The sequence below is a fragment of the Labrenzia sp. THAF82 genome, assembly GCF_009363435.1.
Lineage (GTDB): Bacteria > Pseudomonadota > Alphaproteobacteria > Rhizobiales > Stappiaceae > Roseibium > Roseibium porphyridii.
On record NZ_CP045354.1, the window covers coordinates 3879067 to 3905235 of the forward strand.

The following is a 26169-nucleotide window of genomic DNA, read 5'->3' on the forward strand; positions in this document are numbered from 1 at the left end:
AGCTTTTGGTTTTTGGATGATCGACGCCAGGAAGAATGGTTCACGGATATGCGAGACATGGGAAACTTGATCTCGCATATCTCTTGGGGCCTCGAAACTAGAGCGGAAAGCTGGATTGTTCAGTTCAGCTTCCGGGGAACACAATCCACATCAGAGTTGAAGCTCTGTGTCTTTCAAGAACTGATTGAATACGTGTCTATTGTACGCTCAAGATTTCGCCGACAACAGAGCGATAGTCTTTGAGATCCTTACTCGCAACGGATTGCGGTGCGTCTGATCCGGTTTCCATTTCGAATGCGAGCGGGTCGGTCGGTTCACCGCGTTGCCGGATCTCAAAATGCAGGTGCGGACCGGTAGACAGTCCTGTCGTGCCAACATAGCCGATCAGATCTCCGGCCTGGACGACCGTCCCTTTTTCGATGCCATCCCCATATTCGTGCATATGAGCATATCTGGTCGTAATTCCATCCTTGTGTGTGAGCTCGATGAAATTACCGTACCCTCCACGTACGTCGCGGTAAGTTACCTTTCCAGAAAACGCAGCTCGAATTGGTGTTCCCGTCGGTGCAGCCCAGTCAACACCCGCATGCAGTCTCTCCGTCTTCTTGATCGGGTGAAAACGCATGCCGAATTTTGAGGTCAAAACCCCTTTTACCGGAACAAGCATGGCGCCTGACAGGCTAACCTTTCCGCCTTCACTGACACAGGCAAATCCTCTGTTCCCAGGAGCCTTGAGCACATAACAACGCACTGACCAGTCATCGCCTCGGCGTACTCCGGCAAACAGAACCCGGCCACCGCCTCGTTTTTCGTCTCTTGGTGCATCAGTGAACACAAGGGTAAATCGTTCATCCGGTTTGATCGCCCGTTTCAGATCTGTCGTTGGAGCCAGATAGGCGATGGCTTCACCCACGATTGAGGCCGGCACCGCATTGCGGACAGCTGTTGCATAAAGACCGTCTATCAATCGATGCGTCTTGCCGGCAGATGCCCCACCATCGCCAGCGCTTTTATCGCTCGCGATCTTTTCTTCAACGATGGCTTTCCCGAACCAGGGGTCAGCTCCATGGACATAGCTGTCTCCATCCCGGCTCAGAGAAAATGCCGCAGTTCCAAGGTATCCATCCTTGGAATGAAAGGATATCTGCACAGGACGGTAATAATCACCGATCCGCCCAACCTTATTTGGCATTCGCACACCACGTACGGCGATTGTATCGCCCGCGATCAAATCGCTTTTCTTGAATTCTGATTGGGCAAATTCCTGCAAGGGTTTCAAGACATCTTCATCGAAACCCTTGGCTTTTAAATAGTCCGTCAGAGAGGTTGCCTTTTCGATCCGCTCCCGGACTTCAATTCTGCTCGGCCCCTGCCCGATCGGACGCTCTGTCAAAAAGAGGTCCAATGTGTCAGTGGGTGGTTTCAGGAAAACCGGAAGATCCGTACCGCCATCACTGGTCTGGTCTTCTTCAACAACCAGTCCCTCCGTATCTTCGCCACCACCAAAATTGCCGAACTGAAAATCGGCTTCACTGCCTGGTGCACGGATCACGAGGTTCCCGTCAGCATCCAGCATCTGACTGTCGAGAACGAAGGCCGTCAGCGTGGGGACCGCAACTTTGCCGGTATTCGCATTTGTTGGGACGGGCCGCTCAGAGAGTTCTATGCGCCTGCTTGAGGCTCCGCTGCCGAGCAACACCGGGTCTCCTGCAAGCGGAATAACGGCCGACAACGCCATATCGAAAAACGGATCTGCCGGAACATCCAGTTCGTCATCGCTTGCAACCACTGTTTCTGGGGCGGGCTGTTCTATCGGTTTGTTATCGGTTTCCGTCACTTGAACATTCTGGCCATCTGTGTCGCCCTGGACTGGCGCGTCAACACCGTCGGACAGTTCGGCAACATCGTTTCCTGGCAAATTTTCCGGCGGCGAAAACGAAATGGAACCCGAAGTGAACAAATGCGTCAAACCTCCGACAACTCCTCCGAACAGGAGAAAACCAACGGCAAGACCGGCGTAAACGAGCTTGGGTGAGGATTTTTTTTGTCGTGGTGGCGTCTTCTGAAGCGGTGCTTCCTGAGTGGCCTTCGCGGGCTCGGCTCTCTGCGCAGCTTGTGGCTTTCCCGCCGGCCGGATGATGGTCCGGTCGAATTCGGGCCTGTTGCCACCCTGATTTCGATTGTCAGGCCATTGGGCCATACCGCCTTCCTTGCTCCCTCATGGTTCCATTGGAACCACCAAGTCTGAACAGTTTGATCATGCCGGATCGCAAGTTAGGATGCAAAGGCTGAAAATAGTCGTCAACGCGGGAACTTAAGCAACTTCGGCTGTTGTTGCTTGGATTTGTCTTTCGTCGAAAAATCGTCTTCCATGTACATTTCAGCGATGTCCAGAGTGAACACAGAAATGTCCTTGCTCAGGCCGCGTAGCTGACCCGACCAGATCTCCTTGACCGGGTATGTGCTGGCCAGGTTTTGAGCGACGGATTGACTAAAAGCCAAACGAACCTTCTTGTCCTTGGCGACAGATTCTATTCGGCTGGCCGTATTGACCGTCGTTCCCATGACAGTGAAGGACCGGCGGAACTCCCCACCGATATCACCGACCAGAACAGGACCTGCGTTCAATGCAACCCGCAAATCGAGAATGGACTGGCCGGTTTTCCGGCGCAGGTCATCAAGCAGGCCGACAATCTCTCGCGATGCATCGACAGCAGCCTGTTCCGGATTGGCGACCGTGTTGGGCGCGTTCCAGACTGCCATGATTGCGTCACCGATATATTTGTCGATGTAGCCGTGATGCGCCGTTATCACACGTCCGATCTCGTCAAAACAGGTATTGACCATCTTGACCACTTCTCCGTCGGCAAGACTGTCGGACATCTTGGTGAAGCCCGCAATGTCGATAAAGGCGACAACAACCGTTCTCGTATCCCCACCCAATTCCGGAAGTTGCTCCGAATGCGCCATCTGCCGGATCACATCAGGCGCCAGATAGTGACTGAACAGTCTGACCAAAGATCTCTGTTTGCGTTGTAACACCGCAACCTTGCCGGATGCCGCGACAACCATCGCCACGATGCAGGCAACCGGCGCTACGCCCGGTGCGATCAGAAAACCAAACTCCAACCCCGCCAGGCTGATCCCCAGCGCAGCTGCGATCCCTCCAATTGCGACCAATGGCAAAGTCATCAGGGGTAACATGAGACCGGCAAATGCTCCGGCGATCGCAAATGCGATGGCAAGGCCCCATAGCAGACCAGTTGGCGGTTCAAGCGCGACACGGCCAGTTAGGGCCGCCCCCACAAGGTCGGCCAGGATGAAAACACCTGCCGTTTGCGCTTGTACTCTGGGCCGTCCGCTCTGCCCAGTTTCAACCTGATCGGCCGCGGCAACCGGCAAGAAACGGTCCGAATATAGATGCTCGTCTTCGAACGGGATCAAACTACCGATCAGGATGATCCGTCCTCGGGCAAACTCCTTAAGTTTTTCGCGCCCCTCCTCACTTTCCATCATGGTCAACACATCGATCATGGAAAGATAGGGTATTGAGGAGGACAGTCGGGCATCGGGAATTGCCGTGTAGGTTTCCGACATTGAAGACCTTGCCGCCCCCAACAAGGCATCAATCAAGTATGGCGACTGTGCGAGCGGCAGCTGAGGCGTGTGACTGCGCACAACGCCATCGCTGTCGGTAGAAATGATAACGGAGCGGACACCACCACTGCCAGCTGCGGCAGTGAACCGTCTGTGCGGCACACCGACCTCGGTATGCGCGATAAAAACCCTGCCGCGATTGGCAAAAAGAAAGCGCTGAAACGGAAGATCGAAGCCGCGCAGGCTTTCTTCTCCAGTCTCGGGATAAACAAAGGAATCCGCGCTGTAGGCGAAAACAAAATCAAAACCGAGCGCGACAGCACCAGAATCAAGTATCGCCTGGCCGGTTTCAGCCAAAACCGGTGTCATCAAGACCCGCGGATAGGGTGAAAGCGGGTCTGAATCGAGCGCCGTCTGATCCAATCCGATCACGGCAACTGGTGCTGATGCAGAAGGCTGCGCACCACCCATAATGGCCCTGATCTGAAAAAGCCGGTCAGTGAACCAACCTTCCCAAATAGCCTTTTTCGCAGACAGGCCGGCGATAACACCGATGGCCATCGCAACACATGCAATGAGCACGATGAGCTGTTTCCGGCCGAATGCTGCGTCTGCAATCCGGCCCGCAAAGGTCATTTCACGATGACTACCGCAGTTTCTCGTCCAACCTGAACGGGATCAATGGTGATCTTTCGCATGACAACGCCGTAGTCCGGCGCTTTGCCTTGTAGAAACAGTTCGACTTCGACGGATTCGTCTTCTTCGACACGATCCGGCATTTCGGTCAGAATGTTATCGAGCACGTCAAACCGCTTGGGAGCACCACCGCCGAAGGAAACGAAAACCTTGTCGTATTCTTCACGCAGCTTGTTGTCGAAACGGAGCATCAGGGACGCCGCTTTCTTGTTCTCAAGGGTCAGACCCCGAAGGGTTACGGTCAATCCCTTATCGGCCTTCTCATCACCTGAGCCACTTTCAGCCTGGAGACAATTGCCTGCTCTGAGCAGCTTTTCTTCGCCGCCATCAAGAGTGTAGCCGTCTGAAGAAACATTCACGACGCCAGCCATCAAGCGCACTTCCTGACAGGCACCGTAGCTGAGCAAATCGATATGGCCAGACTTGCCAAGATCAATCACGTCACCCGGCATCAGTTCTTCAAATGCGGAAACACCAATGCCTTCCGACTTGTCCAGAACAAGCGCTACAGGATCAGCAAAGGCAGTGCTCACGGAAGCGACCAGCCCGACAGAAAACACGGATCCGATAGCGGCAACCTTCATACATCGTCCCAAAGGAATATTTTTGAATGAATACGTCATCTCGGTCTCCCAAGTTAAGTGCTGTTCGGCAGTCGGCGACAAGGTGCCAAAGCCGTTCTTGTGAAACAAGTTATATCAGAGTGTGGCAATTTGAGTGTGGCTATGGTCACACAAAGGAGTTTTTCGCGCCAAATCAAGCAAACACCGTGCAGATGATGCGCATCTATCCAGCAGGCTGAGTGTAGACCCCGGCGATCCCGATACCGCTCGCAGAGGTCCTGATCAATTTCAGAAGACTTGGCAGAAGCTCAGGACTGAGCGCTTTTCCGTCAAGCGCAGACAGAACGCCAACAAGCTGCACCATCGGTTTGTTCGACCGCACCAAAATGATGTGATCCGCGCCAAATGGCAAAGCTGCGCGCAAGTTGAGGCCATAGGGTTTGTCTGCATCAAGCAGCGAATCCTTACCCAAGGGGTCTGCTCTCTTGTCCGGCGCCAGCAACCGCATGGTCCCGTCAGCTTCCAATGCGAACACCGTCATGTAACCACCTTCGTCGGACGTCAAACCAACCTTGAAGGCAGCTCCTTCCGGGATATGACCAACGGAAGGCTGCAATTTTCCTTCAATGGGCTGCACGTCCCTAGAAAGCGCATAAAGATCGGAAAGCAGCACCCATTTTGTGACCACATTTGCAAATCGATCCGCATTTTGTGCCTGACCGCGAAGAACAACGTCGCCAAACTTGGTCAGAACGTCTCCCTCTTCAACGTCCCAGAAAAGATCTGCATTTTCACTGCCTGCAATCTTCAGTCTTCCAGAATGAAGCGTTGCCAGGTTTTCAAGGATCGGACGTGCGGCATCGGCACTGGCAGAAAGTGTCAGCTCGTAGACGCGACCTTCCAGAAAAGTGTCTTCCACGCGCGGCAGGACGGCTGCGCGGCTGTCACCGCCAACACTGAGGCTTGGGGATTGCCTGCCTTCGGTTGCAACACGAACCGTCTCCTGCAAGAACCGGCTCAGCTCGGCCATTGAGATGCCACCATCCCGGTCGAGATCGGCACGTCCTTCAACACCGCGCGCAAAAGCCCAGCTCAAAGCTCCTCGCGGTTCGCCACCAATCATCAATTCGGGAATGACCTGGCCGTCGACAGTCGCCCCAACATAGATGACATTGGGCAATTCCTGAAGATCTTCAGAATTGGTCTCGACCAGCACTGGATGAACAGGTGCGGAGCGCAAGACGTCATTCTCAAATGGCGGTAAGCCGATGAGCCTTGTCCCCAGTCGCGTGACACGCGGGTCAATCGAGCGCGTCATTGTTCCGGAATGGCAGCTATCAGCTATAACCATGACGCTGCGCCGTCCGGCCGCACGCAACATGGCCGCTATGTCGTCGTCCCTCAGGCGTTCTCCGTTGCCAGGCGCCGACACATCAAACCCTGCGAGCAAAAAAACCTCGTCCAGGCCGTCTTCTTCAGAACCTTCGAGCCACTCCGCCTCCTGCGCTCCATGGCCTGCATAAGACAAGACAAGCACATCATCGGGTCCTGAACGGGCAACCAGTTCCTGCCAAGACGTTAGAATGGCGGCGCGCGACGCGTCGTCATCAAAAAGCGTTGTCAGATCTTGAACGCCGGCTGCGGTCAGAGTCTCGGCAATATCCCTTGCGTCGTTCACCGCTCCCTTGAGCGGTGAAACGTGACGATAGGCATCAATACCGATTACCAGCGCCCGCCATTCACCTGCGGTGGCTGTTGCAGCGAATGCAAACAGACACAGCATAGATGCGGCCATATGTTGGTATCCCAACCGGCCCAAATGTCGGATCGCTGATCTCATGTCATACTCGCAAAAGGACCGCGTTAGCCCCAGGAGCCGCCGCCGCCGCCGCCAGGACTGTCATTGCCACCGCCGCCGCCGCTGTCATTGCCACCACCGCCGCCGCCGCTGTCGTTCGAACTGTCGCGAAGTGACGGGTCATTGATCGGATCAACAACCGGACGGGTTGTCGATCTTGTTGTGGTGGAGGCATTCGCCGCGGCTGGTTGTGCAACCGGGTTTGGATTCGGGTTCTGCTGCGTCTGGCAGCCCGCAACCAGAAGTGCGGCCATCCCAGCCAGAGGTATTAAACGCAGTAGTGAATTCATCGTCTTTCTCCTTAGCCCCCGGAAATATTACTCCGGTAAAAACTGACCGAATGCTCCAACTCAAAAACGTCGATCAACCCAAAAACCTTCCCAAATAGACTTGGGAAAATCGAAAATTTAGAACAGATCGTAACGTGGACGGCTCTGTTCCCACTGATGTTTAACCAATGAAATGACGGCCTCGTCACCCTGAACCGGTTCACGACCACTCGCCTCAAAGAAGGCTGCCAGCGCCTCGCGGGTTTTCCTGCCAGGCTGACCATCCACGGGCCCGGGCGCAAAACCCAAATCCGTCAATGCTTGCTGCAACACTTTGGCTTTCAACCTCTTGTCCGCATCTTTCAGCGATCCGGTGGCCTTGTCGGCTGCTTGCGAAGAGGGATCGACAGCGACGGCCATTGCAAGCATCCTGATGCGATCACGTGCAGCACCCTCGCCGGACTGTTTGCCGAGCATGAATGCCGTGTTGAACGCACCCCAGGCATCACCGCGTTGTGCGCTTTCCCGGAACCACTTGGTTGCCTCTTCGGGACTTTTTTCCACGCCTTGGCCGTTGAAGTACAGCAGTCCAATCGCAGTTCCCGCTGCCGGATGACCACCGTCATGCGCTTTCATGAACCAACCGAGAGAGGCTTCAAAGTCCTGCGGAACACCTTTTCCGTCTCGGTAAAGAGTCCCCATGTTCAGGAAGCCGTAGATGTCATCGCGGGATGCAGATCTGTTGTAATAGTAGACAGCCCTATCGACATTCTCGCCAACGTGTTGGCCGCGAAGATAAAATCCGCCGATCGCATTGTAGGAAAATGTGTGTCCGGCCTCTACGGATTGCAGAAGCTTTTCCAGACCCGCTTCTTCATTTTGGGCAGTGCCTTCCCCTCTGATCTCAGCCATGCCGAGAGAATGAAGCGCATAGGCATCACCACGTTCGGCAGCCTTGCGGTAAAGCTCAACCGCCTTTTCACGGTTCCGATCGATACCGGCACCGAGATAATACATGCGTCCCAGAACCTGACCTGCTCGGACATGACCCATTTGGTAGGCCTGCTCAAAATAAGCGCTCGCCTGTTCCAGATCTCCGGCGGCAAATGCGCCGCGCCCTCGCTGGAAAACAAACCTGCCAAATTCGGGATAGGCAGCCATGGCAGCCGCACAAGCCTTGTCCACGGCCTCCGGATCCAGGTCGTTGGCCAACCGGCCCTCTGTAACGGCCTGGAGATCGAAAGGCTGTGTCGCCAACTGATCACACTGTGTGACACGCGGCTGAACAATCTGTGTGAGCGTCGTTGACTGACCGGTGGCGGCAGGCAATTCGAGCGAAAACTTTCCGGCCTCGGTCTCACTGCCAATCTGGGGACGCACAGTCAGCGTCGGCAGAGCCGATACCGGAAATCGGTCGCCACTTTGAAGAAGCCTTCCTTCTGATGAAAGCTGTAGATCCGGATCAACGGAAACAACCTTCAGCCAGTCGCTGGTTGCCGGCAGGCCGTCTGCTGGCGCTTCCGGATAAACGGGAACCGGTCCAACTCCGATATCCGCATCAACGGCACCGGAGGTGGCCTGATCCGTCAGCCAGGCCAACAAGTCCTGGAGGCGCTTGGCGCGGTCTTCCTGGTCCTTGTTGTCGTCAACAGGCTCTGCTGCCTGGGCAACCGTGATGGAGGCGATTGCGTTGGCCGTGCCACCCCACTGGTCCTTGACCTCATATCCGATCAGCTCGACGTCTCCCGCACCGGACTGCGCGGGCACAAATTCCAGACTGGCCAATTCAGATGCGCCGATGATGTCGCCTTCAGAAACGACAGCTCCACCCGGTAAACGCAACTCGCCTTTTTCAGGAGAAAGCGTCAAAGTCGCCTGTAGACTGCCACCTTCGGGTTGCACAGGTTCAGGTATTCTGAGCGGTACTGCTTCCTCACCTGCGGAAACCGTTACCCGGTGATGGGCTGTCACAATCGGTTCCGGCTTTGGCGGAACAAAGTAAAAATTTGTGACGAGCGTAGAGTCCTCATAAGGGATCTGCTGGCCGCCTGTTTTTTTGACAACCTCATCGCGCACCTTGGTCATGAGATCCTTGATCTCAAGCGCAGGATTGAGAGCATGGCCAACCACAGACGTGGTGAAGGGGCTCATGGGCCCCTCGCCGTCAAAAGCTACCTGACCCGGCCGCGTTGCGTATGAAATGAATGCGCCGAGCTTATTGGGGATACGTCTGAGCCCACGGGTCTTTCCGAGCGAATACTCCTCCTCACCCCAGAACAAACTGCCGATTTCAAACGGATTGTCGCGGCAGGCATCCAGCATCACGATTTGCAGGCTGGAAGCAGCCTTCATGTAGTCGAGCAGGTGCGAAACCTTCAAACTTTCAAATTCCAGATCATATTCGGACGTCAATTTCGCATCGATCGGCAAGATGAAATTGGATTCTCCAACCTGAAGCGCGTGACCGGAATAATAAAACAATGCCGTATCACCGTCTTTCAGTTCACGAAGAAACCTCCGAACGACTTTCTCTAGCTCTTTCTTGCTAAGGTTCTTACCGATCGTGACATCAAAATCAGCCTCACGCAGCACCTTTGAAATTGCCAGCGTGTCGTTGATCGGATTTACCAACGGCTCGACATACTCATAGTCCTGGTTACCGATGACCAATGCCACTCTTCGCCCGTCTTCCGGTGTGGGCGCCGCAAGTGCGTATTGGCCGGGTAAAGCAAGGCTAAGCGGCAGACTGATCAATCCGATCCGTACAGCCCTGCGAAGCCTGGCAAGTGGTTTTGGAGCTTTTGGTCCGGCGGACCGGAGCACGATTGGATGCGATTTCCGATTTTGCATTACGTCCTCAGCGCTGTAACCTCGACGATACTTTAGCGCTCAAGCAGATGTCAGACTGTGACAAACCTCACAAGGAGATCGATCTTGCCGATACGATCAGCGCCCCGCGATAGTATGCCCTAGCGTAAAGTGATGCACACTTGCCGCGTGGAAGCAAGCCAAGCCTAGGGTGCAAAAGCTGTTTTCATTTTTCCATTTCAATTGTTGACCCGCAGATTTTCAATCAAACCGAGTCATTCTAAGATTCGACAACCCACACATCAGGACACCCGGATTATCCATGACCACCGAGCTCCAAATCCGCCAGTTGACCGAAAACGAAATCCACGTCCCTCTTTCAATGGCCATGGAGGAAGGATGGAATCCGGGTCTGGAGGATGGACCGGCATTCTTTTCAGCAGATCCAACTGGCTATTTCGCCGGAGAAATCGATGGCAAGCTCGTCAACGTTATCTCAGGTGTGCGTTATGGAAACGGGTATGGTTTTATCGGGCTTTATATTTGCAAACGTGAATTCAGGACAAAAGGCTACGGCCATCAAATATGGCATCATGCAATGTCATATCTGGGAACGCGCGTCATAGGTCTTGATGCTGTCAACGAACAGACCGCCAGTTACGCAGAGCACGGCTTCAAGTCCATCTACCGGAACATCCGGCAAATCGGCACGTCCACGTGTGACACACCCATGGATCCGCGCATTGCACCTCTTGGACGAGGTATCTTCCCGTCGATCAGGGACTATGACCAACGCTTTTTTCCCGCAGAACGCGAAGACTTTCTGAAGCGGTGGACAGATCCCATGAGCGAAACCCGAAAAGGCTTCGCCTTTGTCGAAGACGGTATCGTGATGGGCTACGGTGTGATCCGCCAATGCCATGAAGGTTTCAAAATCGGTCCCCTTTTCGCCGACACTCCAGAGATTGCGGACACCTTGTTCAGGGCCCTGGCAGGTCAGGTTAAAGGGCAATTTGTGATACTGGATACGCCCGAACCCAATGCAGCGGCACTTCTGCTTGCAGAGAAATACGAATTGTCTCCCGAATTCGAAACCTTTCGCATGTATCGGGGAAAAGCGCCCGAGCTGCCACTGGACCAAATGTTCGGAATTACGACATTCGAACTAGGCTAGCCGTCTTTAGAACATTGAGGGCAAACTCAATGTTCGACATTTCGATATGCAAGCATGGCACCGGTCAAATCTTCCAGAGCCGCACCGACAGACTTGAACATCGTAATCGCGTCGTCTGACTGTCGACCCGGATGATCGGTCCGACAAAGATCATAAAGATCTGCGCGAATGTCATCGCGCGATATCAGCCCGGCCTTGAGAGGTTGGACGATATCACCACCTTCAGTCAGACATCCGTCCCTTGTGTCGACAAAAATTTCCGCTCTTTTGATAAGGTCATCATCGCTTTCCCGCATTGTTGGCTTGAAAGCCCCGACGAGATCAACATGTGCTCCAGGTTTCAGGGCCTTTCCCTTGATCAAAGGTTCTGAAGAAAGGGTCGCGGCACTGATAATATCAGCCTGTCCAAGCGCTTCCGTCAGGCTATCAGCTGAGTTGATCGTGATGGGAAAAACAGACTGCAATTCCGTTGCAAGCTCATTCGCTTTCGTCTTTGAGCGCCCCCAAATCGTGACTTCCTCGATCGAGCGTATTGCCATGTGAGCCGCTATCAAATTGGGTACAAGTCGCCCCGTCCCAAGCAATAGCAAATGGCGAGCATCTGAACGTGCCAGATAGCGCGCAGCCAACGCAGAAGCTGCTGCGGTTCGCCGCGCTGTGAGCTCACCACCATCGATCAAGGCCAGCATTTCACCCGTCCCTGCATCGGAGAGCAGGTACTGAGCTGAAACTGCCGGCAGCGACCGCTCAGAATTGCCTGGTACAACTGTCGCGACTTTCACCCCGGCGTATTTGCCTGGCAACCAGGCAGGCATCAACAAGAGCGTTGCGTCTGGTTCACCCGGTATCTCCATGTCATGATGATGTCGCGTCGGCATCATGCACCCGGTTCGAAACATTTCTGCAAGAGCGTCTATCAAGTCCGGGAATGGAAGCGCATCACGTGTCTGGTCTTCGTTCAGGAGCAGCATCTTTTGTCAATCAATAGTGTTGTTAATACTTGCTGGAACAAATCATATTCGCCGACCCGGACCAAGAACTATCTTTTCAATAGATAAAAGCGGAAACTTCTCAGGATAAATCGAAGATCATCATCACGTAAGCTGCAAAGAGTGCAAGATGAACCGCGCCGAGTAGATAATTCGTGGTTCGACTGCCGAATGTCAGCAAACTGACGAATAATGTCAGTGCGAGGAGTACGATCTCTGGTGGCTCCAGGCCGAGCTCAACCGTGTGCCCAGTATAGAACCCAACAAAAAGAACCGCCGGGACAGTTAGCCCGATTGTCGCCACGGCGGAGCCGAGGCAAATATTGACGGCGCGCTGCAGCTTGTTTTCCTTCGCCGCCTGCAATGCACTGAGCCCTTCCGGCATCAACACAAGAGCTGCAACGATAAATCCACTCAGCGCAATTGGTGCGCCAAGACCGTCAATCCCAAATTCAACATAAAGCGCCAGTTTCTTGGACAGCAGTATTATCGGCAGCAATGCCCCTAGAAGACCAACAATATGAAAGGGCATCGAGCGAACCACTATGCCATGATGGGCGTGGTCGTCGTCTTCGGCTGCGTCCGGTTGACGAAAAATATCGCTGTGAGTGACGGTCTGGATCGCCAGAAACACGCCATACAGCATCAATGACATGACCACTTCAAAACCCGCCTGGAGTGGCGAAAGCTCACCTCCTGGGGCTGAATGCGTGAAGCGCGGTAGCACAAGCGCAAAAATGGCAAGTGGCACGAGAACCGATAAGAATGCCTTCGCACCTTCCAGGTTGTAGGATTGGTTTTGATGTTGCAATCCGCCGACAAGAAGACAAATTCCGATCAATCCATTCAGAACGATCATCACGACTGAAAACATTGTGTCTCGTGCCATGGTCGGTGCAGCATCGCCCGACAACATGATCGCAACGATAAGCGCGACCTCAATGCCGATGACAGCCAGGGTTAGTATCAGTGTACCAAAAGGCTCGCCAAGCAATGTGGCGAGGCATTCCGCATGCCGTACAACTGAAAAGGCGCACCACATGACAACGACAAAGATCAGCGCCAACAGCAGCAGCGACGAACCAACGCCGATGTCGTCAGGTTTTAAAAACCCTCCCAGATACGCAAATGCAGCAAAAAGGAGAAACCCGGCCAGACTTGGCATTTCGGACTTCAGCAAGGTCACGCCCCCGGGACCAGAGATTGGAAACTGCAATCAACTATAGGCTGCTCACATTGTCAGCTGCAATACGCAAGAACGAGCTGAATTTGTTCATACAAAAAAACCGACGCATAGCGCCGGTTTTGCAGTTCGATGATGAAGCCATCAAATGGCGAGATATTCCTGACGCAGTTCCGCGTTGTCGAGTACTTCCTGAGCAGATCCGTCAAACACCACTTCACCCATATCGAGGATGACGGCACGATCCGCCAAATGAAGAGCCGCGATTGCGTTTTGTTCGACGATGATCGTCGTCATGCCAAGCTCTTTCACGCCCTCCAGGATCCGCTCAATTTCTTGAACAATCACCGGGGCAAGCCCTTCGTAAGGTTCATCAAGAAGAAGCAGTTTGATGTCCCGTGCGAGAATACGGGCCACAGCAAGCATTTGCTGCTCCCCACCCGACATTGTTACAGCCTCCTGCGACCGCCGCTCGGCAAGTCGTGGGAAGTGCTCGTAAATCCGCTCGATAGACCAGCCCTTGGGCTCGGCAATCTGAGAAAGTTCCAAATTTTCCTGAACAGTCAATCCGGGAATGATGCGCCGGTCTTCAGGAACGAGCCCCACACCGCAACGTGCTGCCTCGAAACTTTTCATTTCGTGCAGAGGTTTGTGATCGAGCCATACCTCACCATGTGTCAGCTGCGGATCGTCCATGCGGGCAATGGTCCGCAAGGTAGACGTTTTTCCCGCGCCGTTGCGGCCAAGAAGAGCCAGGATCTCGCCCTCGCGGACATCGAACCCGACACCCTGCACGATGTAGCTCTCGCCGTAATAGGCGTGCAAATCCCATGCTGAGAAATAGGCTGGTGCAGCGCCTGTCGCTTTTTTGGGTTTGATCCCTGGCGCTTGTTTTCCGGCAAATTGATCTTCAAGTAGGGTCACAGATGCGCTCCTCCGAGATAGGCTTCCTGAACGCGTGGATCACCCTTGATGTCTTCAGGTTTTCCTTCGGCAATAATAGTGCCCTGAGCGAGAACCGTTACCTTTTCTGCCAGCGAAAAAACAACGTGCATGTCATGCTCGATCACCACCTTGGTGATGCCGCGATCACCGATGCGTTTGAGAAGATCAATGGTGTTGTTGGTGTCCGCACGCGACATTCCGGCGGTTGGTTCGTCAAGCAAAAGGAGCTTTGGATCTTGAGAAAGGCACATTGCCAATTCCAAACGGCGTTTGTCACCGCGCGACAAAGAGCTCGCGGTCACTCCCTTCTTGTCCTGAAGACCGACATCTTCAAGCATGTGCATTGCCCTGTCATGTATCTCCGCGTCCTGATCGACACGGGCGAACGCATGTAGGGCGAATTCACCATCGCGCTTTGCAAGCGCCGGGATCATGATGTTTTCGAGCAATGTCAGGTCATCGAAAATTTCCGGTGTCTGAAAAACACGCGAAACGCCGATCTGGTTGATTTCATGCGGCTTCATTCCGGTAAGAGAAACGTCGCCGAACATCACGGTTCCGGTATCCGGGGCGAGCCGTCCGATCATACAGTTCAGAAAGGTCGACTTGCCGGCCCCGTTCGGGCCGATAATGGCGTGAACTGTCCCTTCTTCTACGGAGAAGTTCACATTGTTGAGGGCCCGCAGTCCGCCGAACGACTTGTTCACACCCTCGACGCGTAGGATTTCCATATCAGTTCACCTTATTCTGCAGGGGCCGCGGATGCCTGAGGCGCAGACTTGTCTTGTGAGGGCGGCTTCCGCCGTTTGAAAAGACCTCCGATACGCTCCAAGCCTTCCATGATGCCACCCGGCAGGAAAATCACGATCAGCATGAACATGATGCCGAGAGTCAGGTGCCAGCCCTTACCAATGAACGGATGGATGATGAACACCAGAACATCTGCCAACCCGTCCGGCAGCGCTGCAAACCAGTCATAGAGGATGTTGTCGTTGATCTTGGAGAAGATGTTTTCACAATACTTGATGAAACCTGCTCCGAGCACTGGTCCGATCAAGGTACCTGCCCCGCCAAGGATCGTCATAAGCACAACTTCACCCGAGGCTGTCCATTGCATGCGCTCTGCGCCTGCGAGTGGATCCATCGCGACCATCAATCCGCCGGCCAGACCGGCATACATGCCTGAAATCACGAACGCTGCCAAAGTGTACGGCTTGCTGTTCAAACCGGTGAAATTCATCCGCTGTTGGTTGGACTTCACGGCGCGCAGCATCATGCCGAACGGTGAACGGAAGATCCGGATTGCAATATAGAAGGCAATCATCATGACAACGGCGCACAGGTAGTACCCAGCGTTGAATGTGAAGAGCCACCCGCCCATCGACATTTCAAAGCTTTCCCGCATCGGCATCCCGAAGAAGTTCGCAGGCGGGATTGAGCCGTCAACCTGACTGACACCAATGACCCGGGGATCGTCCAGTGCCAGCTGGAGGCCGGTTTCACCATTCGTAATTGGCGTCAGCACGGAATAAGCCAGCGAGAACGACATCTGAGCGAAGGCCAGCGTCAAGATCGAGAAATAGATCCCCGAACGCCGGAGCGAGATATAGCCAACGAGCAAAGAGAATAGTCCGGCAAAAACAACAGACATGAAGATTGCCGGAATGACGTTCATCGTGAGCAGTTTCATCATCCAGACACCGGCATAGGAGCCGACGCCGAGGAATGCTGCATGGCCAAAGCTGAGATAGCCAGTCAAACCAAAGAGAATATTGAAGCCGATTGCGAAGATCCCAAAGATCAGGAACCGCTGCATCAGATCAGGATATCCGGCATTAAATTGGGCCAGTTCCGAGTTCTCTGGAAACGGGTTCAGCAAGAAAGGTGCAAAAACCACGAGAGCCAGGACAAGCAGGAACATGTAGGTGTCTTTTTTATTCAATCCCAACATGACTTAGCTCTCCATGACGCCTTTGCGCCCCATCAGACCACGAGGACGGGTCAGAAGGATTACGATGGCGACGAGATAGATGATGATCTGGTTGATGCCTGGAAGCAGCGCGACGACCTGGGCCATTGACGCAAAGCTTTCCAGAATGCCGAGGAGGAACCCGGCCAGGACAGCGCCTGGCAACGACCCCATGCCTCCGACAACAACCACGACAAAACTCAGGACCAGGAAGTCCATGCCCATGTGATAGTTGGGCGAATTGATTGGAGCGTACATGACGCCTGCAAGGCCGGCGACAACCGCGGCCAGCGCAAACATGAAGGTAAAGCGCTTGTCGATGTTGATCCCCAGAAGGCCGACTGTCTGACGGTCTGCCATTCCTGCCCTGACGACCATTCCGAACGTCGTGAACTGCAGAAAGGCGAAAACAGCGCTGATGATGCCGGCGGCGAAGAGGAAATAGACGATCCGCCAGTAAGGATAAATGATCAGGTTCGGATCGAGGCCAATCAAGACACCGAAGTCGAAGCTTCCGGAAAAAGCTTCCGGAGCTGGCGTCGGGATCGGGTTGGCGCCGTAAAAATACTTGATGATTTCCTGGAGAACAATCGCCAGGCCGAAGGTCACGAGGATCTGGTCAGCGTGCGGGCGCTTATAGAAATACTTGATCAGACCACGTTCCATGAACAGTCCGACAAGGGCCATGATTGGTATTGAGAAGAGGATCGCGAGTGGCACCGACCAGTCAATGATGGCAGCCCCCGTCTCGGGTCCAAACCAGGCTTCCACGTAAGGCGTTTCCACTTTCAGTGGATTGCCGAGAAAATCGGTTCTGTCCGGATCGACAGTCGTGAACGAGAGGCTCAGCAGACGATTGAGTGTTACAGCACAGAAAGCCCCGATCATGAAAAGGGCACCATGCGCAAAGTTGACCACGCCAAGGGTGCCGAAAATCAGCGTCAGCCCCAGCGCAATCAGCGCATAGGCTGAGCCTTTGTCGAGCCCGTTCAGAATTTGAAGAAGTATCGCGTCCATCGCTCTTCGCTCGGATCCTAAGCGCGTGTGGACCTGCCCCCAACCGCGCGGTGTTTAAAGGATCAGGCAGGGCGGTGCACCGCCCTGCCTGTCAGTTTTTGGTGTATTAGGCGCCCGGGTTACAAGTGCCGAGAGCACCGCCCGCGAACTGCGGATGATCAGGTGCGTAAGTGACCTGCTCAACCGGGGTAACTTCGACGATTTCAAGAAGGTCGAACTCGGAAGTCGGGTTTTCTTTACCCTTCACGACGAGAACGTCCTTGAAGCACTGGTGGTCTTCAGCGCGATAAAGAGTCTTACCGTTTCCAAGACCATCAAACTCAAAGCCTTCCAGGGCTTCGACAACGCCGCAAGGATTGAACGTTCCAGCACGCTCACATGCATCAGCGTAAAGGATTGCCTGCACGTATGTTGTGTGCGCTGCCTGACTTGGCGGGAAGCCGTACTTTTGGCCGAAGGATTTAACGAAGGCCTTGGAACCTTCATCCTGAAGCGACCAGTGCCAGTTCGTGGACCCGAAGATGCCTTTAACGTTCGCACCGGCACCTTTCGCCATCAGGCGCGAGTACAACGGAACGATGATTTCAAAGTTCTTTCCGTTGACGAGTTTGTCGCGCAGGCCGAACTGAACCGCGTTTGTCAGCGAGTTCACCATGTTGCCGCCATAGTGGTTCAACACGAGCACGTCAGCATCAGACTGAAGAACCGGTGTGATGTAGGCGGAGAAGTCGGTCGCAGCCAATGGCGTCTTGACGGTTTCAACCGTTTCCCAACCTAGAGCCTCGGTCGATTCCTTGACGGCCTGCTCTGTGGTGTAACCCCAGTTGTAGTCTGCCGTCAGGTGATAGGCCTTACGGTCAGCGCCATAGGCATTTTTCAACACCGGCGCCAGTGCGGCACCTGACATATAAGAGTTGAAGAAGTGCCGGAAGCCGTTGGCCCGCTTGTCCTTACCCGTCGTATCGTTTGAGTGGGTGAGACCGGCCATGAAGATAACGCCGGCTTCCTGACAAAGTGCCTGCACGGCAACGGCAACGCCGGAAGAAGAACCACCCGTAATCATGATGGCGCCGTCTTTTTCGATCATCGACTTCGCCGACGCGCGGGCAGCATCAGACTTTGTCTGCGTGTCACCGGTGACGAATTCCACTTTCTTGCCCAGGATACCGTTGCCTTTAAGCGCCTTGGACGAGAACGTGGGCAGCATACCGCCATCACCCTCACCGTTCAGATGCTCGACGGCCAGCTGATAGGCACGCAATTCATCAGCGCCCTCGTCTGCATATGGGCCTGTTTGCGGTACGTTGAAACCAAGTGTGACAGTCGAACCGGTCGGCTCATTCAGATAGCCGGCAGACCAGGCTCTGCTGGTAAAAATTGTCGGGGTTGCCAACGCAGCGCCACCCAATGCGCCTGCGCGCAGGATAGAACGGCGGTTAAGCGGTTTACGAATAAAGCTCATACTTTCCTCCCAGAAAGGCACGGCGCACCCACCTCGGATACGCCTGCGAATAGCTGTACAGCGGCAAGCAATCCTGGCCCGTTCCCCGTCCGGAATTCCGGATCCACTGCGCCAAAACTGCAAGCTGGCGCAACTGTAGAAAAGTCCAATACCGGTCAGCAATACGACTATCGACGCGTGCCTGTCAGTTAAGTCATTAGACTTTCGAAGTAATCGCACTTTCATGCGGGAAATAGAGAACTTTTATTTCGCATTGCAACATCCCTTTTACAAAGCAATTCCATAGATTTTCTGAGAAAATATTTGGCACCGCAATATTACTTTGACGTAATGGTCAATCTCACCATTCACTCAAGGAGTTAGACCAAAGTTTTAGATGCAAAACCAAGATCTCGGTCAGCAACGTGAATTTGACGGAAAAGCCACACAATCGATAAGGTCCGAACGCACTGTGAATTCTTCGAATCGACCTATCAGGACAGCATCAAGATGACCCTTCTGACGTCTCTGGACGCGCTTCACGAGCACTACGGAACCGTAGGAGAAGCATCGCTTGTCAAAGAAATAGATCACCTAAGCCCTGCCTACCGACACATCATCGAAGTCTCACCTTTTTGCGCCCTGACAACCTGTGGTCCTGAGGGTCTGGATTGTTCTCCGCGTGGAGATGAGGGAAATGTTGTTCGGGTGGAAGACGAGAAAACACTGCATTTACCAGACCGGCGCGGAAACAATCGCATCGATTCTCTCCGAAATATCATACGAGACCCTAGGGTCTCGCTGATGTTCATGATTCCCGGTTGGAACAATGTGCTTCGCGTGAACGGGCACGCCGCCATTTCGGTTGACGCGACCCTGTTAGCTTCCTTTGAAAAGGAAAACAAACAACCAAGGTCAGTCATCGTTGTGACCATTGAAACAGTCTATTTTCAATGTGCACGGGCCATTATGCGTGCGGACCTTTGGAACCCTGATATGCGCATTCCCAAAGAAAAGCTGCCTACTCCGGGCCAGATCATGCAGGAGATCAAGCACTCGTTCGATGGCACGAAATATGATGCAGAATGGCCTGAGCGTGCGTCCCGGAGCATGTGGTAGCGCCTGTCTGCATTGCACATCGCTCGTGTTCTTGAATCATGCTGACTCATTTGAAATCATGCATTCAAAGCGAATGCGCTACTGCCATGATTCCAGCCCTGCGTTCTTAAGGCACTCTGCGTCCAATTCAACTCGGATATGTCTGATTCATTCTCTTGCTCTGAACAGCACTATCTCGCTTTTCCAATGACATACGTTGTTCGGTACCTTTCAGTCCTTTCCATTTTCTGTCTGTCTTAGCGTTGGTTGGACAGTGCTGTGACGACACAAAGGATTGGCGCAAGAACGTTGCCCGACTCAGGAAGACCATGATGATCTCTTATAAGAGCGCATTTGTGCTCATTGGCATCATTGCCATTTTACCGAAGCGACTAAACTTGATGTCTAATTGCACTGATTAAAACTTGGAAGGTGGCGTATTCTGCGCCATATCTCGACCAAGCCATACCCAATGCCCCTTTGAGGAAATCAATGACCGAGAACCCGCTGATTGCCGATTGGAACACTCCCTTCGAACTACCGCCTTTCGGTGACATCAAACCCGAGCATTTCAAAGAAGCTTTCGATCACGCAATGGGGCAAGCGACAATCGAAATCAAAGCAATTGCCGATCAGGAAGCTGCTCCGACCTTCGACAATACAATCGTTGCTTTGGAACAGGCTGGCAAAGACCTCACAAGGGTCGCAATGACCTTTTTCAACCTTACAGGCGCACACACAAACAAAGACATTCAGGCGATCGAGCGAGATGTTGCTCCAAAGCTGGCGAAACACAGCTCAGAAACCCTGTTGAATGCTCAGCTTTACAATCGGATTGCTTCGCTTTGGGATCAGAGGACAACACTTGATCTCAGTTCTGAAGACGCAAGAGTTCTGGAACGCTATCGAACGATGTTCCAACGGGCCGGTGCTGGACTGAATGAGCCTGGTAAAGAGCGTATGGCTGACATCTCACAAAGATTGGCGACGCTGGGAACCGGATTTTCTCAAAATGTTCTCAAGGACGAATCTGACTTTCAGCTCGTTCTGGAGAGCAAGGAAGACAGAGCAGGCTTACCTGACTTCCTGCTTAACGCCGCTGCGGAGGCCGCAAAGGAAAGAGGCCTCGACGGCAAACACGTTATCACGCTTTCCCGCTCTTCGATCGAACCGTTTTTGCAGTTTTCTACCAACAGACGCCTTCGTGAAGAAGCTTTCAAAGGTTGGACGTCGCGCGGAGAAAACGGTGGTCAGACCGACAATCGGGACATCATCAAGGAAACTCTCTCCTTGAGGGCTGAAAAGGCAAGCATGCTGGGTTACGACAGCTTCGCTGCGTTCAAGCTGGACGACACGATGGCAAAGACACCGGACAATGTCCGAGAATTGCTGACGAAGGTCTGGGAACCAGCTGTTTCGCAAGCGCGTGAAGAAGAAGCAAAGCTGGCCGAAATGGCGCGCAGCACGGGAAACAACCATGAAATTGAAGCATGGGACTGGCGCTTTTATACAGAAAAGGTACGCAAAGCCGAGCACGATCTCGACGAAACCATTCTAAAACCTTACCTGCAACTGGAAAACATGATCCAGGCAGCCTTCGATACCGCGGGACGATTGTTCGGGCTTTCTTTCAAGGAGCTTTCGGAACTACCGGTCTATCATCCTGATGTCAGAGTATTTGAAGTGCTTGATCGCAACGGCAAGCACGTCGGACTGTTTCTTGGCGACTATTTTGCGCGACCCTCGAAACGATCCGGAGCCTGGATGAGCGCGTTTCGCAAGCAACAAAAGCTCGGCGGCGACATCACACCCATCATTGTCAATGTCATGAATTTTTCGAAAGGTGCAGAAGATGAGGCGTCGCTGCTCACCTTTGACGATGCCAGGACACTTTTCCACGAGTTCGGCCATGCTCTTCACGGCCTGTTGTCCGATGTCACCTACCCTATGATTTCGGGCACCAGCGTCGCCCGGGATTTTGTTGAACTGCCCTCGCAACTCTACGAGCACTGGCTGTCCGAGCCCGAAATCTTGTCAAAATATGCCGTCCACTACAAAACTGGCGAAGCAATGCCGAAGGACCTTCTCGACAAACTGCTGGCAGCCGCAAATTTCAATCAAGGCTTTGCGACAGTTGAATACACGGCATCTGCGCTGATGGACCTTGAACTCCATCTGATTGACGATCCAAAAGAAATCGACACCTCATCCTTCGAAACGGACGAGCTTGCAAAAATCGGCATGCCAAAGGCCATAACGATGCGTCACCGCATTCCGCATTTCCAACACGTCTTTTCAGGAGATGGATATTCGGCAGGCTACTACAGCTACATGTGGTCGGAAGTCATGGACGCGGATGCATTCGACGCATTTAAGGAGGCCGGAGATATTTTTGATGCAGAAGTTGCGCAGAAGCTTCTGTCATTCATCTATTCTTCAGGCGGCAAACAGGATCCCGCCGATGCCTATGTTGCATTCAGAGGCCGGACACCCAAAATTGACGCCCTTTTAGAAAAACGTGGGTTCGCAGCTTGATCTACGCCACTGACATGCTTTCACTGATTTCAATTCGGCATCTGACGCCATGAGGGAGCGGTCACTTTTCCGGGATGGGGTCCCAACCAAGTTTATGTTGCGTCTATGTCTGATTTTCAGTGGTCTGGCTGGCAGCCTAGGCGTGGCGTGTCTGGCCTTGGCCGCACACGCCGACGCCGTTTCCATGCCGGCAAAGTCCAGCCTTCTGCAGACAGCTGCCCAGATGCTTCTTGCGCACGCTCCCGTCATTCTAGGTGCCGGCATATTGACGCAGATCAGGCGGGCTCCTCTGGTGCCCGTCGCAGTGGTGCTCATGGCAATCGGTCTTTCGTTGTTCTGCGGAGACCTTGTTTTGCGCGTTTTCGTGGAAGAACGATTGTTTCACATGGCAGCGCCAATCGGCGGCATGTCGGTTATCTTAGGCTGGCTTGTGCTGGCGCTCAGCGCTTTACGTGTTCAGCCCAACTGATTAAAAGCCTCAAGTTAAGTTATTGCACATTAGATGACTGAAACCGGGACTGTTTTGTGACCGCTACTGCTCAATTGACTGCTCAACACAAGGCCGAGCCTTCTAAAAAGGCAACGCAGGCCGAAGACTTTGTTCCGCCTTATCCGTTTCGCTACGAAAAAATGCCGCCGGTCTGGAAGCTTATTGGCATGGCCAAGCGGAATTTCCTCTCGATCTGGGGTGTTGAAGACTTTCAAAGCAGGCTACGCAGCAAAAGGGTATTCACAAGAGAGCTGGTCATTTGCAACAGGCCCGATGTCGTCAGGGAGGCTTTCCAGAGCAATCACGAAGTGTTGCAGCGCAAGAGCCCTCAAATGCGGCATGCTTTGGAACCCCTTCTCGGTGATGGTCTCTTTATCAGTGACACCGAGACCTGGAAGAAGCGTCGGAAAATCGTGGCACCGATCATTCACGGATCCCGTGTCAAAGGTTTCGCTCCGATCATGATCGACACAATCACGGAAAAATCCGACGAATGGAAAAAAGCTGGCGCAGGAGCACAAGTCGATGCTCTCGCCGATATGGCGCATCTCACCGCTGAAATCATTTGCAGAACAATTTTCGGACGGCAACTTGGCAAGAGCTATGCCGCTGAAGTTGTTCAGGGATTTTCAGACTATCAGCGACACATCGATCAAATTGACCTCTTCTCTTTGTTCGGTCTACCCGAATGGCTTCCGCGGAGGCGCGGACGGGCGATTAAGAAACCGATTGCGCGCATCATGTCCGTGTTGGACGAAATCATTGATAGCTACGAGGCTTTGAAGGAAAAGGGAGAAGCTTCCGTCATCGGCGGTCTATTGGAAGCGCGCGATGACGATGGAAAACCGCTTAGTCGGGATGCCATCCGAAGTGAAGCTGCTGTGATTTTCATGGCAGGACACGAGACAACGGCGAACACGTTGGCTTGGGCATGGTATCTGTTGTCCCAATGCCATTCCGTGCAAGACAAGCTGCACAAGGAACTCGATACCGTTCTTGCAGGTCGCACTCCGACATTTCAGGATGTCTCAAGCCTTCCTTATACCAAGGCTGTGATTGAAGAGACGCTGCGCCTTTATCCGCCAGTTCCAATTCTTGCTCGGGAAGCGATGGCCGACACGACCATTGGCAGCAAGCCTATTCCCAAGGGCTCCCTGGTCATGGTGGTTCCCTGGCTTATGCATCGGAGCCCAGTGCTCTGGTCAAAACCGGATGTATTTGATCCAGACCGGTTCATTGATCCAAAGGCCAAGAAGCCGAACAAATACGGCTATGTACCCTTCAGCATTGGACCAAGGATCTGCGCGGGCCTTCAGTTCGGGATGACTGAAGCAATCTTGAGCCTCGCGATTTTGGCTCAAAACTTTTCTTTGAGCCTTAAAGATGGGATCGACGTTCAACCCGTTGCACGATTGACGCTTCGCCCGGGTGAAAATTTGCCCATGACACTGCATCCGCGATCATCATGAAGAAGCCCGCGCGGCTCGAAGACATTCCATTTTCGGAAACGCTTGGCGAGGAACCGGAAGCACCACGATTTGGTGACGTCGCGTCCGACAGAGAGGATTTGCGGGCCAGCGCAAGGCTCTACTGGTTCCGCCATACTTTTGATGGATGTCTCAACAGTGCTTTTCACGCATGTCTCAAGAATTGTCCGCCGGGATTTGTTTCTCGCTTTGGGCAGTCGCTCGTTCCATTGTCTCGATGGGCCTACCGAAACAAAGTATTCCCTAAACGTATTTCACAGAATTTCACGGCCCTGACCAAAGGCCGATGGTCCAATGAAAGACAACGACAGCTTGGGCTGGAACGCTGGTGGATCAATATCGGTCGAACGATCTCTGAATTCAGTATTGTCAATAAGTTATGGAAACATTCTCGCATTCGAGTTGAAGGCTCTGAAAACCTTGAAGACGCCCGTGCTCTTGGTGGGCCATTGATCTTCACATCGGTGCATCTTTCGACCTGGGAGGCCCTTTTTGTTGCAATCCATGAAGGTCTGTCCGGGCCAAGCATCGGACCATTTCAACCCGAACCCAACCGCTTCAAAAACAGAATTGTTCACGCAATCCGCAAGGAGCGCAATCAATACCTGTTTCCGCCAGGTCAACGAAGCGCATACCGCCTGCACCGACTGATGGGAAGCGGGCTTTTCTCCATGACTATCTTCATCGACGAGGTGCGCGAGAAGCAGGTTCACCTGCCCCTTTTTGGTCGCAAGCCGCCCGAAAAGGGCAATGCGGTTGTTGCGATAAAAATCGCCAACTCCTGCGGTGGAACAATTGTGCCAACCTACCTGAAAAGGCTAGGCCCAGCCCGCTTCAAATTGGTCATATTGCCAGCCATCGAACGGACCGGAACTGAAAAAGCCTACGACATTCGGGGCACAGTCAATGCTCTCAACGACATTTTCGAACCCATTGTGCTGGAAAACATCGAAGAATGGTACATGCTGGGAGAACTCAGGCTGCCGAAGTCCTTTGAACAAGCACCATTTGCGCAAAAGCTTTCAAAAGGGAATGCAGAAAGACACAAAAACAGCAACTTGACCTAACTCGTCAGTCTCTCGGCATGCCAAGCCACATGATCCCGCGCGAATGTGGACACAAAATAATAGGAGTGATCGTATCCGGCCTGAAGGCGGTACTGGTGTGCCGTTTTGGTTTCGACCAACGCATTCACCAACGCATCCGGTTTCAAAAGATCGAAGAACTGATCTTCCCCACCTTGATCGATCAGAACATCCCCGTTCCAACCCCTGTCTTTGAGCAGCAAGGTTGCGTCATGCGCAGCCCAGAGGCTCTCATCGGAACCAAGATAGGCGCTAAGTTGCTTGCGACCCCAGTCAGATCGGGTCGGATTTGCAATCGGTGCGAACGCTGAAAGAGACTGGAAGTGGCCCGGGTATTTCATTGCCAAAGTGAGAGCCCCGTGCCCGCCCATGGAATGCCCGGTAATTCCATGGTGTACAGAAATCCCGAATTGCTCGGTAACCAGATCCCGTAGCTCACTGGCCACATATTTTTCCATCTGAAAATGCGGGCTCCAGGGAGTTTCGCCGGCGTTTACATAAAAGCCTGCGCCTTGCCCCAAATCGTAAGCATCGTCGTTTGCAACATCGTCACCACGGGGGCTGGTGTCAGGAAATACGATTGCCAGTCCAAACTCAGCGGCGTGCGCCTGCAGACCAGCCTTGGTCATTGCATTTTCATGCGTACAGGTAAGGCCAGAGAGATACCAAAGACAAGGAACAGGTCCTTTTTCGGCTTGGGGTGGCATGTAGACAGCAAATGTCATGTCGCAAGAACACGCTTGGGACGTGTGGCTGTAAACGCCCTGCACACCGCCATATGATTTGTTTTCAGAGATGGTTTTCATCAAAACACTCAAATCCACACTTGTTCCCTCCGCCAGATCGAAGGGAACGGTCACACCATTTTCGAGGCGGAAGCAGTTCCGCTTATTTAAGAGACAAGTTTTGCATCTTTTGGATGCTCTTTATCTCAGGCGACACCTTTCATCGGCACCTGCTTCCGA

The 26169-nt window shown here is 53.3% G+C and carries 20 protein-coding genes; 6 read left to right on the plus strand and 14 right to left on the minus strand.

The genetic code is table 11. The features are described from left to right. Window positions 1-196: 196 nt before the first annotated feature. The 6 genes from FIV00_RS17925 to FIV00_RS17950 form a co-directional block, all read right to left on the minus strand. Window positions 197-2200 carry a M23 family metallopeptidase gene (locus FIV00_RS17925; RefSeq protein ID WP_152502032.1) on the minus strand — a complete coding sequence of 668 codons (2004 nt, stop codon included), beginning with the start codon at window positions 2198-2200 and terminating at the stop codon, window positions 197-199. 101 nt (window positions 2201-2301) lie between these two features. After that, complete coding sequence (locus FIV00_RS17930) at window positions 2302-4233, minus strand: adenylate/guanylate cyclase domain-containing protein (protein WP_152502033.1); 1932 nt, start codon at window positions 4231-4233, stop codon at window positions 2302-2304. After that, a complete protein-coding gene (locus FIV00_RS17935) occupies window positions 4230-4916 on the minus strand; it encodes a hypothetical protein (RefSeq protein ID WP_209006598.1) in 687 nt (228 codons plus the stop codon). The genes FIV00_RS17930 and FIV00_RS17935 overlap by 4 nt, the downstream gene beginning before the upstream one ends. Window positions 4917-5079: 163 nt before the next feature. Beyond that, the gene (locus FIV00_RS17940) at window positions 5080-6651 is read right to left on the minus strand and encodes a caspase family protein (protein ID WP_173006043.1); all 1572 of its coding nucleotides are present in this window, start codon (window positions 6649-6651) and stop codon (window positions 5080-5082) included. 68 nt (window positions 6652-6719) lie between these two features. Next, entirely contained in the window at window positions 6720-7004 is a 285-nt protein-coding gene (locus FIV00_RS17945) for a hypothetical protein (protein WP_152502035.1), read from the minus strand. Between the two features lie 117 nt (window positions 7005-7121). After that, window positions 7122-9833: a caspase family protein gene (locus FIV00_RS17950; protein ID WP_152502036.1), complete on the minus strand. Its 2712-nt coding sequence runs from the start codon at window positions 9831-9833 to the stop codon at window positions 7122-7124. Window positions 9834-10113: 280 nt separating this feature from the next. On the opposite strand from FIV00_RS17950, the gene FIV00_RS17955 reads away from it, so the two are divergent. After that, complete coding sequence (locus FIV00_RS17955; RefSeq protein WP_152502037.1) at window positions 10114-10965, plus strand: GNAT family N-acetyltransferase; 852 nt, start codon at window positions 10114-10116, stop codon at window positions 10963-10965. Window positions 10966-10991: 26 nt separating this feature from the next. Here FIV00_RS17955 and FIV00_RS17960 read toward each other — a convergent pair whose 3' ends face one another. The 7 genes from FIV00_RS17960 to FIV00_RS17990 form a co-directional block, all read right to left on the minus strand. Then, on the minus strand, window positions 10992-11936 hold the full coding sequence (locus FIV00_RS17960) for an ornithine cyclodeaminase family protein (RefSeq protein ID WP_152502038.1): 945 nt from the start codon (window positions 11934-11936) through the stop codon (window positions 10992-10994). Between the two features lie 100 nt (window positions 11937-12036). Continuing rightward, window positions 12037-13119 (minus strand): calcium:proton antiporter, encoded by a 1083-nt coding sequence (locus FIV00_RS17965; RefSeq protein WP_152504314.1) that lies wholly within the window; start codon window positions 13117-13119, stop codon window positions 12037-12039. A gap of 162 nt (window positions 13120-13281) precedes the next feature. Then, window positions 13282-14061, minus strand: a complete 780-nt coding sequence (locus tag FIV00_RS17970; protein WP_152502039.1) for an ABC transporter ATP-binding protein — start codon at window positions 14059-14061, stop codon at window positions 13282-13284. Continuing rightward, window positions 14058-14813, minus strand: a complete 756-nt coding sequence (locus FIV00_RS17975; RefSeq protein ID WP_152502040.1) for an ABC transporter ATP-binding protein — start codon at window positions 14811-14813, stop codon at window positions 14058-14060. Before FIV00_RS17975 ends, FIV00_RS17970 begins: the two co-directional genes overlap by 4 nt. Before the next feature lie 11 nt (window positions 14814-14824). Then, complete coding sequence (locus FIV00_RS17980) at window positions 14825-16033, minus strand: branched-chain amino acid ABC transporter permease (protein WP_152502041.1); 1209 nt, start codon at window positions 16031-16033, stop codon at window positions 14825-14827. A gap of 3 nt (window positions 16034-16036) precedes the next feature. Beyond that, the gene (locus FIV00_RS17985) at window positions 16037-17068 is read right to left on the minus strand and encodes a branched-chain amino acid ABC transporter permease (protein ID WP_152502042.1); all 1032 of its coding nucleotides are present in this window, start codon (window positions 17066-17068) and stop codon (window positions 16037-16039) included. Window positions 17069-17174: 106 nt separating this feature from the next. Beyond that, on the minus strand, window positions 17175-18530 hold the full coding sequence (locus tag FIV00_RS17990) for a substrate-binding protein (RefSeq protein ID WP_152502043.1): 1356 nt from the start codon (window positions 18528-18530) through the stop codon (window positions 17175-17177). Between the two features lie 489 nt (window positions 18531-19019). Between FIV00_RS17990 and FIV00_RS17995 the strand changes: the two genes are divergently transcribed. From FIV00_RS17995 to FIV00_RS18015, 5 genes are all read left to right on the plus strand, one after another. Further along, window positions 19020-19628 carry a pyridoxamine 5'-phosphate oxidase family protein gene (locus FIV00_RS17995; protein WP_152502044.1) on the plus strand — a complete coding sequence of 203 codons (609 nt, stop codon included), beginning with the start codon at window positions 19020-19022 and terminating at the stop codon, window positions 19626-19628. A gap of 471 nt (window positions 19629-20099) precedes the next feature. After that, the gene (locus tag FIV00_RS18000; protein WP_152502045.1) at window positions 20100-22142 is read left to right on the plus strand and encodes a M3 family metallopeptidase; all 2043 of its coding nucleotides are present in this window, start codon (window positions 20100-20102) and stop codon (window positions 22140-22142) included. A 94-nt stretch (window positions 22143-22236) separates the two neighbouring features. After that, on the plus strand, window positions 22237-22611 hold the full coding sequence (locus FIV00_RS18005; protein WP_209006599.1) for a DUF423 domain-containing protein: 375 nt from the start codon (window positions 22237-22239) through the stop codon (window positions 22609-22611). Between the two features lie 56 nt (window positions 22612-22667). Further along, the gene (locus FIV00_RS18010) at window positions 22668-24101 is read left to right on the plus strand and encodes a cytochrome P450 (RefSeq protein ID WP_209006600.1); all 1434 of its coding nucleotides are present in this window, start codon (window positions 22668-22670) and stop codon (window positions 24099-24101) included. Then, complete coding sequence (locus FIV00_RS18015; protein ID WP_152502047.1) at window positions 24098-25186, plus strand: lysophospholipid acyltransferase family protein; 1089 nt, start codon at window positions 24098-24100, stop codon at window positions 25184-25186. Before FIV00_RS18010 ends, FIV00_RS18015 begins: the two co-directional genes overlap by 4 nt. Here the strand turns inward: FIV00_RS18015 and fghA are convergent. Then, window positions 25183-26010 (minus strand): S-formylglutathione hydrolase, encoded by an 828-nt coding sequence (gene fghA, locus FIV00_RS18020; RefSeq protein WP_152502048.1) that lies wholly within the window; start codon window positions 26008-26010, stop codon window positions 25183-25185. The genes FIV00_RS18015 and fghA overlap by 4 nt on opposite strands. Between the last annotated feature and the right edge of the window lie 159 nt (window positions 26011-26169).

Coding starts and splice junctions, on each gene's coding strand:
- FIV00_RS17925 (WP_152502032.1), bottom strand. CDS start 2,200: ATGGCCCAATGGCCTGACAATCGAAATCAGGGTGGCAACAGGCCCGAA.
- FIV00_RS17930 (WP_152502033.1), bottom strand. CDS start 4,233: ATGACCTTTGCGGGCCGGATTGCAGACGCAGCATTCGGCCGGAAACAG.
- FIV00_RS17935 (WP_209006598.1), bottom strand. CDS start 4,916: ATGACGTATTCATTCAAAAATATTCCTTTGGGACGATGTATGAAGGTT.
- FIV00_RS17940 (WP_173006043.1), bottom strand. CDS start 6,651: ATGGCCGCATCTATGCTGTGTCTGTTTGCATTCGCTGCAACAGCCACC.
- FIV00_RS17945 (WP_152502035.1), bottom strand. CDS start 7,004: ATGAATTCACTACTGCGTTTAATACCTCTGGCTGGGATGGCCGCACTT.
- FIV00_RS17950 (WP_152502036.1), bottom strand. CDS start 9,833: ATGCAAAATCGGAAATCGCATCCAATCGTGCTCCGGTCCGCCGGACCA.
- FIV00_RS17955 (WP_152502037.1), top strand. CDS start 10,114: ATGACCACCGAGCTCCAAATCCGCCAGTTGACCGAAAACGAAATCCAC.
- FIV00_RS17960 (WP_152502038.1), bottom strand. CDS start 11,936: ATGCTGCTCCTGAACGAAGACCAGACACGTGATGCGCTTCCATTCCCG.
- FIV00_RS17965 (WP_152504314.1), bottom strand. CDS start 13,119: ATGCCAAGTCTGGCCGGGTTTCTCCTTTTTGCTGCATTTGCGTATCTG.
- FIV00_RS17975 (WP_152502040.1), bottom strand. CDS start 14,813: ATGGAAATCCTACGCGTCGAGGGTGTGAACAAGTCGTTCGGCGGACTG.
- FIV00_RS17980 (WP_152502041.1), bottom strand. CDS start 16,033: ATGTTGGGATTGAATAAAAAAGACACCTACATGTTCCTGCTTGTCCTG.
- FIV00_RS17985 (WP_152502042.1), bottom strand. CDS start 17,068: ATGGACGCGATACTTCTTCAAATTCTGAACGGGCTCGACAAAGGCTCA.
- FIV00_RS17990 (WP_152502043.1), bottom strand. CDS start 18,530: ATGAGCTTTATTCGTAAACCGCTTAACCGCCGTTCTATCCTGCGCGCA.
- FIV00_RS17995 (WP_152502044.1), top strand. CDS start 19,020: ATGACCCTTCTGACGTCTCTGGACGCGCTTCACGAGCACTACGGAACC.
- FIV00_RS18000 (WP_152502045.1), top strand. CDS start 20,100: ATGACCGAGAACCCGCTGATTGCCGATTGGAACACTCCCTTCGAACTA.
- FIV00_RS18005 (WP_209006599.1), top strand. CDS start 22,237: ATGTTGCGTCTATGTCTGATTTTCAGTGGTCTGGCTGGCAGCCTAGGC.
- FIV00_RS18015 (WP_152502047.1), top strand. CDS start 24,098: ATGAAGAAGCCCGCGCGGCTCGAAGACATTCCATTTTCGGAAACGCTT.
- fghA (WP_152502048.1), bottom strand. CDS start 26,010: ATGAAAACCATCTCTGAAAACAAATCATATGGCGGTGTGCAGGGCGTT.